The organism is Brevundimonas sp. CEF1 (assembly GCF_051353055.1).
Lineage (GTDB): Bacteria > Pseudomonadota > Alphaproteobacteria > Caulobacterales > Caulobacteraceae > Brevundimonas.
In genome coordinates this window covers 2,928,726-2,942,126 of the sequence record NZ_CP195593.1, presented here as the reverse complement: position 1 = coordinate 2,942,126, position 13,401 = coordinate 2,928,726, and the positions used below count along the sequence as shown (strand labels likewise).

Below are 13,401 nucleotides of genomic sequence, written 5' to 3'. Positions count from 1 at the left end.
CTGTTAAGGTTATGCCGGGGCCGACCTGATTTTGGAGACAGTGGGGAAATGAGACAGGCGACCACGGCGCTTGCCCGGCTTCGCCTCGGCGAGCTTCTTGTCCAGCGCGGCTTGGTGCGACCCACCGACATCGCAAATGCGCTGTCACTCCAGGGTCAGAACGGGGGCCTGATTGGCCTGAACCTTGTCCGCCTAGGCGCCCTGTCAGAGGCCCAGCTTCTCGACGTCCTGTCCAAACAACTTAACCTGCCGGTCCTCCCGCCCGAGGACAGCCCCGCGCCCGACCGCGTCTCTGCCTTCCTCGAGGAGATTCGCTCGCCCCTTGGTTGGTGGGCCGAACGGGAGGCCGTGGCTTGGCGCGTCGGAGAAGAGGGCGCGTCGCGCATTTGTTGCGCCGCCGTGCAGCCGCTGGACCCGGCCCTAGCCGAGCGCATCGGACAGGCGACGGCGGAACCGGTCGTCTTCCTGCTGGCCGAGCGCTCTTTGATCGAGGCCCTGACCGAGGACCTCAGCCGCGACCACGCTCCGGCGCTCGACATGGGCTCCAGCGGGGCTGGCGCCGATGCGGCCCGCCTGCGCGAACTGGCGCAGGAAGCGCCGACCATCGACTTCGTCAACGCCGTCTTTGCCGAGGCCCTGACGCGGCGGGCCTCCGACGTCCATGTCGAACCCTATGAGGACCGTTTTCTGGTACGGATGCGAATCGACGGTGTGCTGACCACGGCCCGCAGCGCCCCGCGTTCCAACTTCGACGCCGTCTGCTCGCGCATCAAGCTGCTCAGCGGCATGGACATCGGCGAGCGCCGCCTGCCGCAGGACGGTCGCCAGTCGATCCGCGTCTCGGGCCAAGAGGTGGACCTGCGCGTCTCGACCCTGCCGTGCTCGTGGGGCGAATCCATCGTCCTGCGCCTGCTGGGCAAGACAAGCCGACTGCCACAGCTGTCCGAACTGGGCGTCAGCCCCGAACAGGAAGCCGGCTTCCTGCGTCTGGCCGAGCACCCGAACGGCGTCTTCCTGATCACAGGGCCGACCGGCTCGGGCAAGACCACCACCATTTATCGTTTGCTGAGCCACCTGAATGACGGCGAGCGCAAGATCATCACCGTCGAGGACCCGGTGGAACTTGACTTGCCCGGCGTCATCCAGGTGCGGGTGCGCTCCGAGATCGGCTTGACCTTCGCAGCCGGTCTGCGCTCCATCCTGCGTCAGGACCCCGATGTGATCATGATCGGCGAAATCCGCGACCCCGAGACGGCCCGTATCGCCGTCCAGGCCGCACTGACCGGCCATATGGTCATCTCGACGGTGCACACCAACACGGCCTTGGCCGCCATTCCGCGTCTGCTGGACCTGGGCATCGAGGACTACCTGCTTGCCGATGTCATGCGCGGCGTGGCGGGGCAGCGCCTGATCCGTCGCCTGTGCGGCGACTGCGCCCGCCCCTCGACTGCCGCCGAAGCCAAGATCCACGAGATGGCCATTCCCGCCCACCTGAGAGCCCTCGCCAAGCGAGAACCCGCCGACTGGCGCGAGCCCGTCGGCTGCGGCAAGTGCGGCGGCAGCGGCTTCCGCGGCCGGGTTGGGGTCTATGAACTGGCCCCCATGTCGCCGGCTGTCATCGCCGGCATGCGCGCCTCGGCCGACGAGGACCAACTGACCGTCGCGGCCCGAAGCGAGGGCTTCCTTAGCTTCGCCGACGACGGCTTCCTGAAGGCCCGACGCGGCCAGACGGGCCTGACCGAAGTCTACCGTATCGCCGGAGCCGGGGAATGACGTCGCCGCCTATCGCCGTCATCGGCATGCACCGCTCCGGGACATCCTGCCTTGCGGGCTGCCTGGAAGACCTGGGCCTCAATATGGGCGAGGTCATCACGGCGGCGCCGCACAACAAGAAGGGCAATCGCGAGAACCCGCGCTTCTGGCCAGTGCATGACGCCGTGCTGGCGCGCGTTGGGGCGGCTTGGGACAATCCACCCTTGGAGCCCGTTGTCTGGACTCCGGACGAACGCGCGGCCCTTAAAGCCGTCCTGGCCGACTATAACGCCTTGCCCCAGCCTTGGGGCTTCAAGGATCCTCGCGCCACGATTCTGCTGGACGGCTGGTTCGAGGTCCTGCCCGAGCTTCAACTGATCGCCTCGATCCGTCACCCCTTGGCCGTGGCCGGGTCCCTTGCCGCGCGCAACGGCTACGAGGTGGCGCGCTCGCTGGACGTATGGTCCAGCTATAATCGCGCGATCTTGCGCTGGCGTGAACATCTAGCGTTCGCCGTCATCGACTATGACACGCCGGACTACGAAGCGCGCGTGCGCCGGGCGGCGGATGAGCTGGGTCTTGACGCTGATCGCCCCATGCCATTCCGCGAAACCGCCCTGAACCATCAGAGGGCTGTGGGCGACATCCCCGAGGGGGCTGCCCGCTTGTGGTCGGATCTGCAGGAAGTGGCCCGATGACGCCGCGTCTTTCCATCGTCGTCGTGGGCTTCGACATGGCGCGCGAACTGCCACGCACGGTTACGTCGTTGACGGCTCCCTATCAACAAGGGATGGCGCCGCGCGACATTGAAGTCATCGTGGTGGACAACAATTCGGCAGAACCGGTGCGCCGCCAGGACTTCCAGTCGGATGCCGACATCACGGTGCTGCGGGTCGAGGACGGCGGCGTGTCACCCTGCCGGGCTATCAACAAGGGAGTTCAGGCGGCCCGCGCCGATATGATCGGCGTCGTGATCGACGGTGCCCGCATGGCATCGCCCGGTCTGGCCAAGGCGGCGCTTGAGGCGGCTCGCCTTGCCCCCGAAGCCTTTGTCGCGACACTCGGATTCCACCTAGGTCCCAAGGTCCAGCAAGTGTCGGTGGTTGAGGGCTATACGCGCGAGGTCGAGGATCAGCTCCTAGCCGATATTGGATGGCCGCAAAATGGACATCGGCTCTTTGAAATCTGCGCTCTGGGCGAGAGCTACCGTCACGGCGTCTTGGCCGCCCCGCCAGAAACGACCTTCTTCGTCATGCGGAAGGCCGCCTATTTGGATATCGGTGGCTATGATGAACGCTTCGTTGGCCTAGGGGGGGGGCTGGCCAGTTTCGACTTCTTTGAGCGGGCTACAAAGGCGGCAGGTGATGCTTTCATCATGGTGGTGGGCGAGGGGACCTTCCATCAGCTGCACTATGGCGCTACGACCCAAGCTGGGGGCATTCGCCGGAACGCCGGTGAAGGTCGGTCGCTGGGCGATGTTTATGCCCAGGAGTATGCTGAGGTGGTTGGCAGAACCTATATCCCGTCCAATCCGGTTCCCCATTTTTATGGCCGCCTGACCCATCCCGCAGCGCGAGCCCTATTCTTTCCGCCGACGTCCGAATGAACGGCCAGCCGATGTTCCAATACGAGGCCGCGGGACGCGACGGGCGGGTGATCAAAGGTCTAGTTGGGGCCGTAGATGAGGCCATGGCCCTGCGTCGGCTGGCCGCCGACGGTCTGACCGTGGTGCGCATCAAGCCCGCCACCGCCGCCAAGGCCGAGGGGCGCGAGCGCGGCCTGCGCACCGGCGAAAGGGTGTTGGTCCTGCGTCAGATGGCGCTGATGCTGGAAGCTGGGGTCTCCCTGCTGGAAGCTCTGGATACGGTCGCGCAGGGCATGCAGGCCCGTAAGGGCAAGCGCCAGTTCCAGGCCGCCATCGGCGCCCTGCGGCGCGGCGATTCTCTGGGCGATGCCCTGGAAGAGCACGTCCCCGGCTTTCCCGACTATGTCTATGCCATGGCCCGGGTGGGCGAGGCCTCGGGCCGCATCGCCGACGTGCTGAAAGAGGCCGCAGAGCAGATGGCCTATGAGGACCGGCTGCAACGCGACTTCGCCAACGCCATGACCTATCCGGGCTTCCTCGGCTTCGCGGGCGTGGCCGCCATCGGCTTCATCTTCACCCAGGTTGTGCCGCGCTTCGCCACCATGATCGGCGACGACCGCGAGAACATTCCCGCCATGTCGCGCTGGGTGCTGGAGACCGGCGAGTTCGCCAACGCCCATCTGGGCGTGCTCGGCATCGGCGCGCTGCTACTGGTCGGGGCCATATTCTTCATCGTGACCAACAAGGCGTTTCGCGAGCGGGCCTATACCATCGCCCACGGTCTTCCGGTCGTGGGCGCTGTGATCCAGGCGCGCGAAGTGGCGTCCTGGGCGCGGCTGACGGCCTTTGCCCTGAACAACGGCGTGCCTTTGCTGTCGGCGGCGGCGCTGGCTCGGGCGGCGGTGCCGATCGGCCCCTTCCGTCAGGGGCTGGACCTTCTGGACAGCGACTTGCGCGCCGGCATGACGCTGGACGCCTCGCTAGGCTCGCACACCAAGCTTGAGGCCATGGACCTCAGCCTGCTGCGCGCCGGTCAGAAATCCGGCGCCATCGGCGTCATGTTCGGTTTCATGGCCGACAACTACGAGGCGCGGCTGCGCGACCGGATGAAGCGGATGACGGCTTTGCTGGAGCCCATGGCTATCGGCATCATCTCCATCGTCGTCGGCTTCGTGGCCCTGTCGCTGGTCCTGGCCCTGTCGAGCGTTTACGAAGGCGTGGTCTGATGCGGGGGGCCCCGCGGAGGCGCGACGGCTTCAGCCTGATCGAGGCCCTGGTGGCCCTGGCCATCGCCTCGATGACGCTGATGGCCATCTTCGAACTGCAGATCCAGATGACCCGCAGCCAGCAGCGAGCGGCCCTGGCCATCGAACAGGTGGCGGCGCAGGAAAACGCACTGGCCCTGACGCGGAACGTCAATCCGATGGCGCAGCCTCAAGGGCGGATTGAACTGCCCGGCGGGGATACGGTCGTCTGGTCGGCCGAGCCCAGGAGCGAGCGCCGCGTCAATGCGGGCTTCCCAGCCGGCGACGGCGCCTTCGAGGTGCAGCTCTATCGCGTCACTGTCGGCGTCGAACGGGCGCAGGGACGGCCCCCCGCGCCTCTGGTGTTCGACCGCCTGGGCTGGCGACGGTTTCAATACGAGGACTGAGGCCCTAGTCGGCGCTTGGTTCGGCCGGCGCGGGCATCGCGGCCGGAGCTGCAGCCGGTGCTGCAACTGTCGCCTCAGCCGCGCGCCGATCCGACGGCCGGTTCGGCGATGGCAGGTCGAAACCTAGGCCCCGCACGCCAAAGCCGACGTTGAAGGGCGTCAACGTATAGGACCAGCCGCGGCCGGTGCGGAAGGCGGCGTTCATGTCCGCGGCGTAGCGGTCAGCATAATCGGCCATGTCCTCGTCGCCCCGCAGCACGTGCGGGGTGATCAGGATCAGCAGTTCGGTGCGCGCGCCCTTTACCGAATTGTTCTGGAAGGCCGATCCGACGACCGGAATGTCCTTCAGGAAGGGTACGCCCGTATTGACCTTGCTGTAGTTGTTGCTGATCAGGCCGCCCAGAACCCCGGTCCAGCCGTCGGCGATGGCTATTTGAGTGGTCAGGCTGCGGTTTAGGATCGGCGGACTGGCGATGGCGGGATTGCTGGATTCACCGACTTCCGAGATTTCCTGACTGATGGTGATGTCCACCCGGTCGCCATAGACGACGGGCTGCAGGTCCAGGATCACACCTGTCTGGCGGTACTGTACGCTCTGGAGGATGTCGCTGTCGCCGCCGACTTGTGTGTTGGTGGCGCGCTGGGAGGTGATGATCGGCACGTCTGTGCCAACCTGGAACCGGGCGCTGCCCCCGCTACGGGCGACCAACTGCGGCCGCTGTAGGATGTTGACGCGGTTATTCCCGGCTTGAGCGTTCAACCGCGCGCGGAAATCCGGACCCGTGAAGGCCATGAGCAGGCCGCCGGCGCCGATTTCGATGCCCTCCGTGCCACCTGTAAGGGTGCCGTCACCGCGAACGTCGGTGCCGAAAAGCTGGACTCCCACGCTGGTGTTGTCGCTCAGGGTGACCTCAGCGATCATGACTTCGATCACCACTTGGGGCGCGGGGGTGTCCAAAGTCGTCAGCAGGGAGCGGAGTTGCGCGAACTCGCTGGCTGTACCGGTGAAGATGATGCGGTTGCCGATGGGGTCGGTCAGTACACGGCCGTTCAAGAACTGGCCGCCTCCGCCAACGCCCTGTTGGCCTGAGCCGCCTTGTTGAGGATCCCGACCGCCGCCGTTGGCAGCGGCGGGGGGCGTGCCCGGCACGCCGACCGGGGGGCGAGCTTGCGCCGTCGTCGGGGCTTGGCCCATGGCCAGTTGGCCAAGTGACGCCGCGTCGGTGTTCTTAACCTGATAGACGAAAGTCGATGCCTTGTCACCGAGCGCAGCAGGCTGGTCCAAGGTCTCGGCCCAGTAGCGGGCGCGGCCCAGAATTTCGGGATCACGCCCGAAGATCAGAATCTGGTTGGCTGTCGGGAAGGAGAGCATGACCAAGGCTTTTCCCGCCATGGCCTGGCGCGAGATCACGTATCCTTCGGTCGTCAATACCTGTTCCAATGCGCCGACCAGCGCGTCAGTAGCCCAGAATGACGGCTCGATTCGAAGAACATCTGCGCCAGCGAACCGTGGTTGGTCAATTTCGCGCAGGGCGCGCACCACCTGAGCAACTTCGCGACCCGAGCCCGAGATGATGAGGCTGTTATTCAACTGATCGGGCGTTATCCGTGCGCCGGACAAATTTGGATAAAGGTCTCGTAGGAGGGTTTGGAGAACGTTTACCTCGATCGTCTGCACGGTATAGAATTGGACGACGCGACCTGCTGTGGACGAAGGAGTGCGACTGCGGTTGATTTCGACACCGGTTCCGCCTTGCGGGCTGGCCCCAACGGTCACGAAGCTGCCGTCGATATAAACATCTACGCCGTACTGCTTCAGCGCCTGCTGGGTCAGGCTGAACAGGGCGCGCTTGGTGATCGGTCCGCCGCTGCCGCCGGCGATGACTTCGCTGCGGGTGGCCACGTCGGGAGCCAGGGTGAAGGGCACCTTCAGCACGCCGCCAAAAACGGTGGCGGCGAACTGCGGGATCGCCTGGGGCGACAGGTTGGCGTCCACCATCTCGTCCGAGACCAGGGCTGCGATCTGCTCGGGTGTGGCCGGCAGGCGGGTCGGACTTGCCGGCGGGGGCGGCCCGGGAATGGCCAGGGTGCTGCTGGTCTGCGCGCGCGAGCCGCGATCCACGGCCACGCCGCCGCCGATCAGGCCGTCTTGCGACGCCTCTTCGACCCGCGTGCCGGGACGCGAGACCATGGTGTTCATTTCGGGGAAGGCGGCGCAGCTGGCCAGGATGACCATCGGCGCAAGACAGACGGCGGCCCGCAGGCCTGCGCGGCGCAGTTTTGTAGCGGCAGGGCGCTGGAAGGCGGATGGACCCGCGGTCAGGTTCGTCATGCCATTCTCCTCGATACTCAACCGAACACCCGGACGACGCGCGTTTCACGTCCCTTGGCCAGGGTCACGGCTTCCGCCGAAATGATTCTGATGCGCCAGCCGTCGCCGAAGCCGCCGCCTTCATTAATAGTTGAGACGCCGCCGGAGGCGTCGCTGATCAAGACGCGTTGACGCCCCGTCGCCGGGTCGCGTTCGACGCCTCTCAAGGCCGCCTTGAAGGTCACCGCCACATCGGGCGGGGGAGGCGGCGGTGGTGCCGGCGGCGGCGGCGGTGGCGGCGGCGGTGGAGGCGGGTCCGACCGCAGCGTTTTCAAAAAGGCCACGGCGCCCACGGCGCTCTCGCCGGGTCGCAGAACCGCTCCCGAATGCGCCGACTGACCGCGCGCCACGGCGGGCGGCTCTTCCGGGCGGCCGGGATAGGAGACGCCAGTCAGAAAGGCCAGCGCGAGCACGACCGGCGGAGCCAGCCACAGAAGCCGCCTCATGACGCCGCTCCCGGAGCAGGGATACGGACCGGGAAGGCCAGACTGATGCGCAGCTTGCCGATGGGCGCTGCGTTGTCGGGGCTCGTGACGATCGGATTGACTGGCGTGAGTTCGTAGCGGAAGGCGGTCACGCGGAAGCCTTCGGGCCACTCGCCCAATTTGTCGAGGAAGGCGAAAGCGGGACCCCAGCGCAGGTCGGTCTGGATCTCAGCCTCCAGCCACTGGGTTGGGCCGATGGCCTCGACCTCGGCATTGGTGGTGATACGGGGATTGGGCAGACCGGTGGCGACGGCCGCTTCCAGCAGTCTTTGTTCGATCACCACCTGGGCCACGGCGGCGTTGGTCGCTTCGAAGCCCCAGCCGTTCATGTCTTCCAGGGCCAGGCGGTCGGCGGCGCCGTCTGCGATCCGGCGGGCGGCATTGGCGGTCAGGCGGGCGGTCGATTGTTCGCTCAGGGCGTCGATGTAGCGGTCGGCCTCGGTCGTGCGCCATTCCAGCGCCGCCACGGGCGCATAAAGGGCGGCGCCCAGAACTAGTCCGCCCAGCAGGACGCGCTCGCGCAGGGTGGTGGCGCGCAGCCGATCCTTCAGCGTCTCAATCGACGCGCGCGTCGATGCGACCATATCAGCGAAGAAGCCCTGCAAAGCGCGTCCCGATTCAGTGTTGCGCAACCGGGTCTGCATTTCGCATCGACCCCCCAATAGCCGTGAGCTATAGCAACCGTTAAAAGCCCATAACAGCTTAGAAATCCAAGGCGATCGTTTGATGCACCACGACCGGCTCCGTCTCCGCCAACGTTTTTCGATGAACGTTGCCTCTTCGCATCAGAGGCGCAGAACGCGGGAAGGTTACAGCCTGCTCGAGATCCTCGTCGTTCTCTCGATCATCGCTCTGATTGCGGCGGTCGTCGGGCCGCGTCTGTTCGCGCAACTGGACAAGTCCAAGACCCAGACCGCCCGTCTGCAGATCCGTTCGCTGGAAGCGGCGCTGGAGACGATGCGACTGGACATCGGCCGCCTGCCGACCGAGCAGGAAGGCCTTGGTCTTCTGATGCAGGCTAACGCCGAAACCGTGCCTGGCTGGTCCGGCCCCTATCTTGACAAGGCTCTGCCGGCCGATCCGTGGGCGCGTCCCTACATCTATGTCGCCCCGGCGGCGACGACCTCTGGCGACGTGACCCCCGACAACCGCGCCCGCGTCATCAGCTACGGCGCTGACGGCGCCGAGGGCGGCCAGGGCGCCAATGTCGATGTCACTTCCGATCAGGCCCGCTGATCCCCTGCCGCTCCGGCCTGCCCGGGGCGGCTACACCCTGATTGAAGTTCTGGTGGTGCTGGCGATTTTCGCCCTGAGCACCGCGATCATCATGCCGTCCACGGCGCGGATGCTGGATCAGACCACGTCTCACGCGGTCTTTTTCGAATTCCAGCGTCAGATCTCCGACCTGCGGCGCGAAGCCAACCGCACTGGCGAGCCGCTGCGCGTCGTCGACCCCTCGATGCCGAAAACCGAAGATGATCGCGTGCTGGAGCTGCGCAAGCCCTGGCGCTACACGCTGGCGCCTGCGCTGGACGTCGCCGAGGGCGGCGGCTGCTCGACGGTCAGCGCCAATCTGATCAATCAGGATCGGGTGGTCATGACGCTGCGCACCGACGACGGGACCTGCCGTTTCATCCGGCTCCAGGCGGCCCCGGCCAAGGGCCACGCTGCCTCCTAAGGCTTAGGGCTCCGGCGTCAGCGGCGGCGCCGCCTCGCGCACCTTCATTTCCAGCGTCAGGGTCTGGGCCGTGCCGTCGGTGCGGGGCTGGACGTCGTGGAAATAGCCCGAGTTTTCCAGCTCCTCGACTAGGACCGCAACCTGTTCAATCGCGGCGTAGGGGAGGGTGAAGCTGAGGGTTTCGGTCTCGGCGTTCACTGAGGTAGGTGTAAGGTCGTGGAAGGCCAGAATGCCGATGGCGGCGCCGGCGGCGCTCAGCGGATTGGTCTGTTCCTCGATCTGACGATAGGCGATCAGCTTCTTCTGGCTGGCGTCCAGATTGCGCACGGCGGCTGCGCGCGGCGTGGCGGCGCGGATCTCGGCGGTCTTGGCCTCGACCTGCGCCGTGTCCTTGGACAGCTGATAGCCCTGACCAACCAGGAAGGCGCCCAAGCCTAGCGAGGCGAAGGCCACGCCGCCGCCGCCCAGCAGGGCGAACTGCTCGCGCGTCAATTCGACCGACGCCAGGGCGAAGGCGTCCCGGTTGTCGAAGGCGATGGGCAGGTCCGCCGGGGCGGAGGGGCTTTCGGGCGCGGGTTCGGCGGCCCGCTGCAGCCGCACGAAGGCGGACCAGGCGGCGGGGTCATAGCGCTCGCGGCGCCAGGCCGAGGCGATCAGGGCCTTGCCGCGCCACAGCTGGGCCTCGTAGCCCAGTTTCAGGCGGACGATGCGCCAGCCCTCGCTGCGCGGCTGGGCCAGGGTCTCGGGGCTGATCAGGGGGCGGGCGGCGATGGCGTGGGCAGCCAGCAGGGCCTCGACCCGGTCGGCGTCCCACCACCAGACGCCGAAGTCGTCGCCGGCCTTGCTGAGGGCCGAGCCGGAACGGACATAGGGGGCAGCGACGCGGGCGTGCAGGAGGGCGGCCTGGCGACGGCGGCTGCGCGGCAGTGCGGCGGTCTGGAAAAAGGCGAAAGTGCACAAGTCGCGCGCCAGCAACAGCACCGGACGACGCAGGGCGCGGCCCAGGACGCCGCCGGGGTGGACGACGTCGATCGCGCCGTCGTGGCTGAGCCGCTCAACGCGGGGCGTAAGTAAGTCGAGTTGCATCGGATGTGTCGGCCACGGCCCGGCGGGGGGCCTCTGTAAGTTCAATCTGATCGATCCAGAGCGGTTGCTCAAGGCCGGAAGGGGTCAGCGACAGCCGGGCCCGATATGTCCAGGCGGACCGGGTGTCGCGAATGGTGAAAACGAGGGAGCTGGAGGGGAAGGTATAGATCCTTTCGGAATCCCAGGCGGGTTGAGCCCCTGTCACCGTCTCGAGAGCGTTGATGGACAGCAAAGGTGCTATTTCTCGCTCTTTAAAGACAGCGGCGACCTGATCCTCTGTCAGGTCAAACAGAACCATCAGAGTTTCACGACTAGCAGTATTAATGTTGACTGCGCCGGAGATGGGATCGGAGGCCAGCTTGTCTCTGATGGAGGCCCAACTCCTTCGCTCGACGGCCTCCCTGGCGCCAAGGACGGAAAGCCATTCGGAAGGGCGCAAGAGCGGCCGATTCGCCGGCCTTCCTTCCCTGTAATCGCGACGCTCGGCCCCGTTAGGCTGGCGAAAGTCGTCCATGTCGGAATAATCTTGATAACGGGCGGCCAACACATCGTGCAGCGAGGCTTCGACGCCGAGCCTATCCATCAGACGTACAAACGGTTGGCCATTAAGTTGCGCGAGATTGATCATACCAGCTTGATCTTGCAACTGGACGACAAGCGGACCGTCGATATCCATGAGATAGGGGCGGGCGTCCAAGCGGACCAGTTCCACAGGCAGGCCGGAAGACCCCGTCTCCGCTACGGTTTCTCCATTTTCATTGAATGCCCGTAGATCATTCAATGACAGGCCGTTTGGTCTCATAGGCTCTGTTGCACCCATGTAGGCCAAAGCCGCTTCGGCCGTCATTGCGCGTTGAAGAAAACGCATCCTTGCTCGCGCTGAATTCGCTTCAGCGATCAGGCTTGCCAGCGCGGTAATGGCCACCAGAAAAATCAGCGTCACAACGCCCGTGACGGCGAGCACGGCCGGCAAAGCGAAGCCTTCGCGCCGCATTGGAAATGAGCTGTGATTAAGAAGCGGCATCTGGCCTCGTCCATCGCTCTGGGCGTCCCGAGGCGGCGACATCCAATATATCCAGAGTGGGCCCCGCATTAAGGCGGATCCAAAGGGACTGGCTGAGGAAAGATTCGGCGTCATTGGGAGGGCGGCTTGGACTTTCGAAGGCCGACACCCAGATCGCACTGTCAGATGAATAGGAAAAGGCGGCGGTCGCGCCGCGCGGTAGGGTCATGATCGGCGTCTTACGCGCTCCGGCCTGGCACATCAGGACCCTCTCGGTCCCTTGCATCTCGATGGTCAGGATCAGTCGTCCGGCCCAGCCCTGGGGCGCGCAGCCGGTGGCGCGCTCCATCACCGCTTCGGCCTCCAGTCGTTCCGGGCCGGCGATGATGGGCAGGTCGACGCCCTCGACGATTGTGGCGGGAGGGCGCAGGCTGATGCTGCGTATGATGCTGCGCAGGTCGCTGATCGCCACGTCGGCGTCGGCGACGGACATGGCCCGGCGGCCCAGGGAAAAGCCGGTGTCGCCAGCCTTGATCCCGATCGAGAAGATGATGGCAAGCGCCATGCCGCCGATCGCCAGGACGACCAGGGCTTCAATCAGGGAAAAGCCGGCGCGGCGGGCGGTCTGCATCACAGCGCCTTGATAGGGCTTCCAGCGCGGCCTGCCAATTGGTCCAGACTGCCCCGTCATCTTCATTTCGCCCGCATGGGAGGATCTGTTCCTCACCCCTGTGTTCAAGGCTTCACTACGACTTCACGATGCTCGCGCTTGTCAGCTTAAGGGCGGCAGGACGAGAAGGGTGGGTTCTTTGATGCACAATCGGGGATTTCAGCTAGAATCGTAAGATGCAGTCTGATTTGCACCACCTGCCGGAGCGACAGCAGCGCGAACTCGAACGCGTCCGCGAGATCTTGCTGGCCGGCTTCGAGGCCGCCAGGAGCGGTGGTGGCGGCGGCACTCAGGAATGGCGTCGCGGCGGCAGGGTGCTCAAGATTATCCTCTTCGGCTCCTATGCGCGGGGCGACTGGGTCGATGAGCCGGAGAATGGCTACCTGTCGGATTTCGACCTGTTGATCGTCGTCAACCACGAGAAGCTGACCAACATCGCCGACTACTGGTGGGCCTCCGAGGATCAGATTCTTCGCGACCCCGCCATCGGTCGGACCGTCAACATCATCGTCCACGACCTCCATGAGGTGAACGACGCCCTAAGGCGTGGCGAGTATTTCTGGACCGACATCGTGCGCGACGGTGTCTCGCTCTACGAAATCCCCGGCCACCCGCTGGCTGCACCCCAACCGATGACGCCGACGGATGCTGTGGAGACCGCTCTGCGATATCAGGGGCACTGGACCAATCAGATCAGGGATTTGCTGAAGGGCGCCGACTTCTACGCCGCTCAAGGCAATCGCAAGCTGGCGGCCTTCAGCCTCCACCAAGCCGTCGAAGCCGCCTACGCCTGCTACCTCCTTGTCCACACTTTCTATTTCCCGCGCTCGCACAACATCAAGTTCCTGCGCTCTCTGGCCGAGGACTCGGACACGCGCCTTGTCCAGGCCTGGCCGCGCGATGAGCGCGCGGATCGCCGCCGTTTCGAACTACTAAAGCGCGCCTATGTCGAAGCCCGCTACAGCGACCAGTACGACGCCTTGTCCGAGGACCTGGAATGGTTGGTTGAGCGCGCCCGCATGCTCCAAGACCTCGTCGCGGATCGCTGCCAGACACGGATCGGTCAACTGAAGGCGACGACTCACCAGGACTGAATAGCGCAGCCACTACGCCTCAGCTT

At 65.5% G+C, this 13,401-nt stretch carries 14 protein-coding genes; 8 read left to right on the top strand and 6 right to left on the bottom strand.

Going from position 1 to position 13,401, the window contains the following annotated elements; genetic code table 11:
- The first annotated feature begins 48 nt into the window (after nucleotides 1-48).
- Genes ACR9FL_RS14895 through ACR9FL_RS14875 form a run of 5 tightly spaced genes read left to right on the top strand, consistent with a single transcriptional unit; the run spans nucleotide 49 to nucleotide 4,988 of the window.
- Nucleotides 49-1,773, top strand: a complete 1,725-nt coding sequence (locus ACR9FL_RS14895; RefSeq protein ID WP_436356153.1) for a GspE/PulE family protein — start codon at nucleotides 49-51, stop codon at nucleotides 1,771-1,773.
- Nucleotides 1,770-2,450 carry a hypothetical protein gene (locus ACR9FL_RS14890; protein ID WP_436356152.1) on the top strand — a complete coding sequence of 227 codons (681 nt, stop codon included), beginning with the start codon at nucleotides 1,770-1,772 and terminating at the stop codon, nucleotides 2,448-2,450. The genes ACR9FL_RS14895 and ACR9FL_RS14890 overlap by 4 nt, the downstream gene beginning before the upstream one ends.
- Entirely contained in the window at nucleotides 2,447-3,358 is a 912-nt protein-coding gene (locus tag ACR9FL_RS14885) for a glycosyltransferase family 2 protein (RefSeq protein ID WP_436356151.1), read from the top strand. Before ACR9FL_RS14890 ends, ACR9FL_RS14885 begins: the two co-directional genes overlap by 4 nt.
- Nucleotides 3,355-4,563, top strand: coding sequence for a type II secretion system F family protein (locus ACR9FL_RS14880; protein WP_436356150.1), 1,209 nt, complete (start codon nucleotides 3,355-3,357; stop codon nucleotides 4,561-4,563). Before ACR9FL_RS14885 ends, ACR9FL_RS14880 begins: the two co-directional genes overlap by 4 nt.
- The gene (locus ACR9FL_RS14875) at nucleotides 4,563-4,988 is read left to right on the top strand and encodes a type IV pilus modification PilV family protein (RefSeq protein ID WP_436356149.1); all 426 of its coding nucleotides are present in this window, start codon (nucleotides 4,563-4,565) and stop codon (nucleotides 4,986-4,988) included. Before ACR9FL_RS14880 ends, ACR9FL_RS14875 begins: the two co-directional genes overlap by 1 nt.
- A gap of 4 nt (nucleotides 4,989-4,992) precedes the next feature.
- Here ACR9FL_RS14875 and ACR9FL_RS14870 read toward each other — a convergent pair whose 3' ends face one another.
- From ACR9FL_RS14870 to ACR9FL_RS14860, 3 genes are read right to left on the bottom strand one after another with little or no spacing between them, the layout of a single operon-like run.
- Complete coding sequence (locus tag ACR9FL_RS14870; RefSeq protein WP_436356148.1) at nucleotides 4,993-7,320, bottom strand: secretin N-terminal domain-containing protein; 2,328 nt, start codon at nucleotides 7,318-7,320, stop codon at nucleotides 4,993-4,995.
- 17 nt (nucleotides 7,321-7,337) lie between these two features.
- A complete protein-coding gene (locus ACR9FL_RS14865) occupies nucleotides 7,338-7,805 on the bottom strand; it encodes a hypothetical protein (protein WP_436356147.1) in 468 nt (155 codons plus the stop codon).
- A complete protein-coding gene (locus tag ACR9FL_RS14860) occupies nucleotides 7,802-8,488 on the bottom strand; it encodes a hypothetical protein (RefSeq protein ID WP_436356146.1) in 687 nt (228 codons plus the stop codon). Before ACR9FL_RS14860 ends, ACR9FL_RS14865 begins: the two co-directional genes overlap by 4 nt.
- 121 nt (nucleotides 8,489-8,609) lie before the next feature.
- Here ACR9FL_RS14860 and gspG point away from each other — a divergent pair, with 121 nt between their 5' ends.
- Together gspG and ACR9FL_RS14850 are read left to right on the top strand one after the other, a co-directional pair.
- The gene (gene gspG, locus ACR9FL_RS14855) at nucleotides 8,610-9,080 is read left to right on the top strand and encodes a type II secretion system major pseudopilin GspG (protein ID WP_436356145.1); all 471 of its coding nucleotides are present in this window, start codon (nucleotides 8,610-8,612) and stop codon (nucleotides 9,078-9,080) included.
- On the top strand, nucleotides 9,055-9,522 hold the full coding sequence (locus ACR9FL_RS14850; RefSeq protein ID WP_436356144.1) for a pilus assembly FimT family protein: 468 nt from the start codon (nucleotides 9,055-9,057) through the stop codon (nucleotides 9,520-9,522). Before gspG ends, ACR9FL_RS14850 begins: the two co-directional genes overlap by 26 nt.
- 3 nt (nucleotides 9,523-9,525) lie before the next feature.
- On the opposite strand, the gene ACR9FL_RS14845 is transcribed toward ACR9FL_RS14850, so the two are convergent.
- Genes ACR9FL_RS14845 through ACR9FL_RS14835 form a run of 3 tightly spaced genes read right to left on the bottom strand, consistent with a single transcriptional unit; the run spans nucleotide 9,526 to nucleotide 12,242 of the window.
- On the bottom strand, nucleotides 9,526-10,608 hold the full coding sequence (locus tag ACR9FL_RS14845) for a hypothetical protein (RefSeq protein ID WP_436356143.1): 1,083 nt from the start codon (nucleotides 10,606-10,608) through the stop codon (nucleotides 9,526-9,528).
- On the bottom strand, nucleotides 10,577-11,632 hold the full coding sequence (locus ACR9FL_RS14840) for a general secretion pathway protein GspK (protein WP_436356142.1): 1,056 nt from the start codon (nucleotides 11,630-11,632) through the stop codon (nucleotides 10,577-10,579). The genes ACR9FL_RS14845 and ACR9FL_RS14840 overlap by 32 nt, the downstream gene beginning before the upstream one ends.
- The gene (locus tag ACR9FL_RS14835; protein ID WP_436356141.1) at nucleotides 11,619-12,242 is read right to left on the bottom strand and encodes a prepilin-type N-terminal cleavage/methylation domain-containing protein; all 624 of its coding nucleotides are present in this window, start codon (nucleotides 12,240-12,242) and stop codon (nucleotides 11,619-11,621) included. Before ACR9FL_RS14835 ends, ACR9FL_RS14840 begins: the two co-directional genes overlap by 14 nt.
- A gap of 215 nt (nucleotides 12,243-12,457) precedes the next feature.
- Between ACR9FL_RS14835 and ACR9FL_RS14830 the strand changes: the two genes are divergently transcribed.
- The gene (locus ACR9FL_RS14830) at nucleotides 12,458-13,375 is read left to right on the top strand and encodes a HEPN domain-containing protein (RefSeq protein WP_436356140.1); all 918 of its coding nucleotides are present in this window, start codon (nucleotides 12,458-12,460) and stop codon (nucleotides 13,373-13,375) included.
- Nucleotides 13,376-13,401 lie beyond the last annotated feature (26 nt).

What these genes read in the sequence shown, in the direction of transcription:
- ACR9FL_RS14885 (WP_436356151.1), top strand. Translation starts at nt 2,447, where the DNA reads ATGACGCCGCGTCTTTCCATCGTCGTCGTGGGCTTCGACATGGCGCGC.
- ACR9FL_RS14865 (WP_436356147.1), bottom strand. Translation starts at nt 7,805, where the DNA reads ATGAGGCGGCTTCTGTGGCTGGCTCCGCCGGTCGTGCTCGCGCTGGCC.
- ACR9FL_RS14860 (WP_436356146.1), bottom strand. Translation starts at nt 8,488, where the DNA reads ATGCAGACCCGGTTGCGCAACACTGAATCGGGACGCGCTTTGCAGGGC.
- ACR9FL_RS14880 (WP_436356150.1), top strand. Translation starts at nt 3,355, where the DNA reads ATGAACGGCCAGCCGATGTTCCAATACGAGGCCGCGGGACGCGACGGG.
- ACR9FL_RS14830 (WP_436356140.1), top strand. Translation starts at nt 12,458, where the DNA reads ATGCAGTCTGATTTGCACCACCTGCCGGAGCGACAGCAGCGCGAACTC.
- ACR9FL_RS14850 (WP_436356144.1), top strand. Translation starts at nt 9,055, where the DNA reads ATGTCACTTCCGATCAGGCCCGCTGATCCCCTGCCGCTCCGGCCTGCC.
- ACR9FL_RS14895 (WP_436356153.1), top strand. Translation starts at nt 49, where the DNA reads ATGAGACAGGCGACCACGGCGCTTGCCCGGCTTCGCCTCGGCGAGCTT.
- ACR9FL_RS14845 (WP_436356143.1), bottom strand. Translation starts at nt 10,608, where the DNA reads ATGCAACTCGACTTACTTACGCCCCGCGTTGAGCGGCTCAGCCACGAC.
- ACR9FL_RS14875 (WP_436356149.1), top strand. Translation starts at nt 4,563, where the DNA reads ATGCGGGGGGCCCCGCGGAGGCGCGACGGCTTCAGCCTGATCGAGGCC.
- ACR9FL_RS14890 (WP_436356152.1), top strand. Translation starts at nt 1,770, where the DNA reads ATGACGTCGCCGCCTATCGCCGTCATCGGCATGCACCGCTCCGGGACA.
- ACR9FL_RS14840 (WP_436356142.1), bottom strand. Translation starts at nt 11,632, where the DNA reads ATGCCGCTTCTTAATCACAGCTCATTTCCAATGCGGCGCGAAGGCTTC.
- gspG (WP_436356145.1), top strand. Translation starts at nt 8,610, where the DNA reads ATGAACGTTGCCTCTTCGCATCAGAGGCGCAGAACGCGGGAAGGTTAC.
- ACR9FL_RS14835 (WP_436356141.1), bottom strand. Translation starts at nt 12,242, where the DNA reads ATGCAGACCGCCCGCCGCGCCGGCTTTTCCCTGATTGAAGCCCTGGTC.
- ACR9FL_RS14870 (WP_436356148.1), bottom strand. Translation starts at nt 7,320, where the DNA reads ATGACGAACCTGACCGCGGGTCCATCCGCCTTCCAGCGCCCTGCCGCT.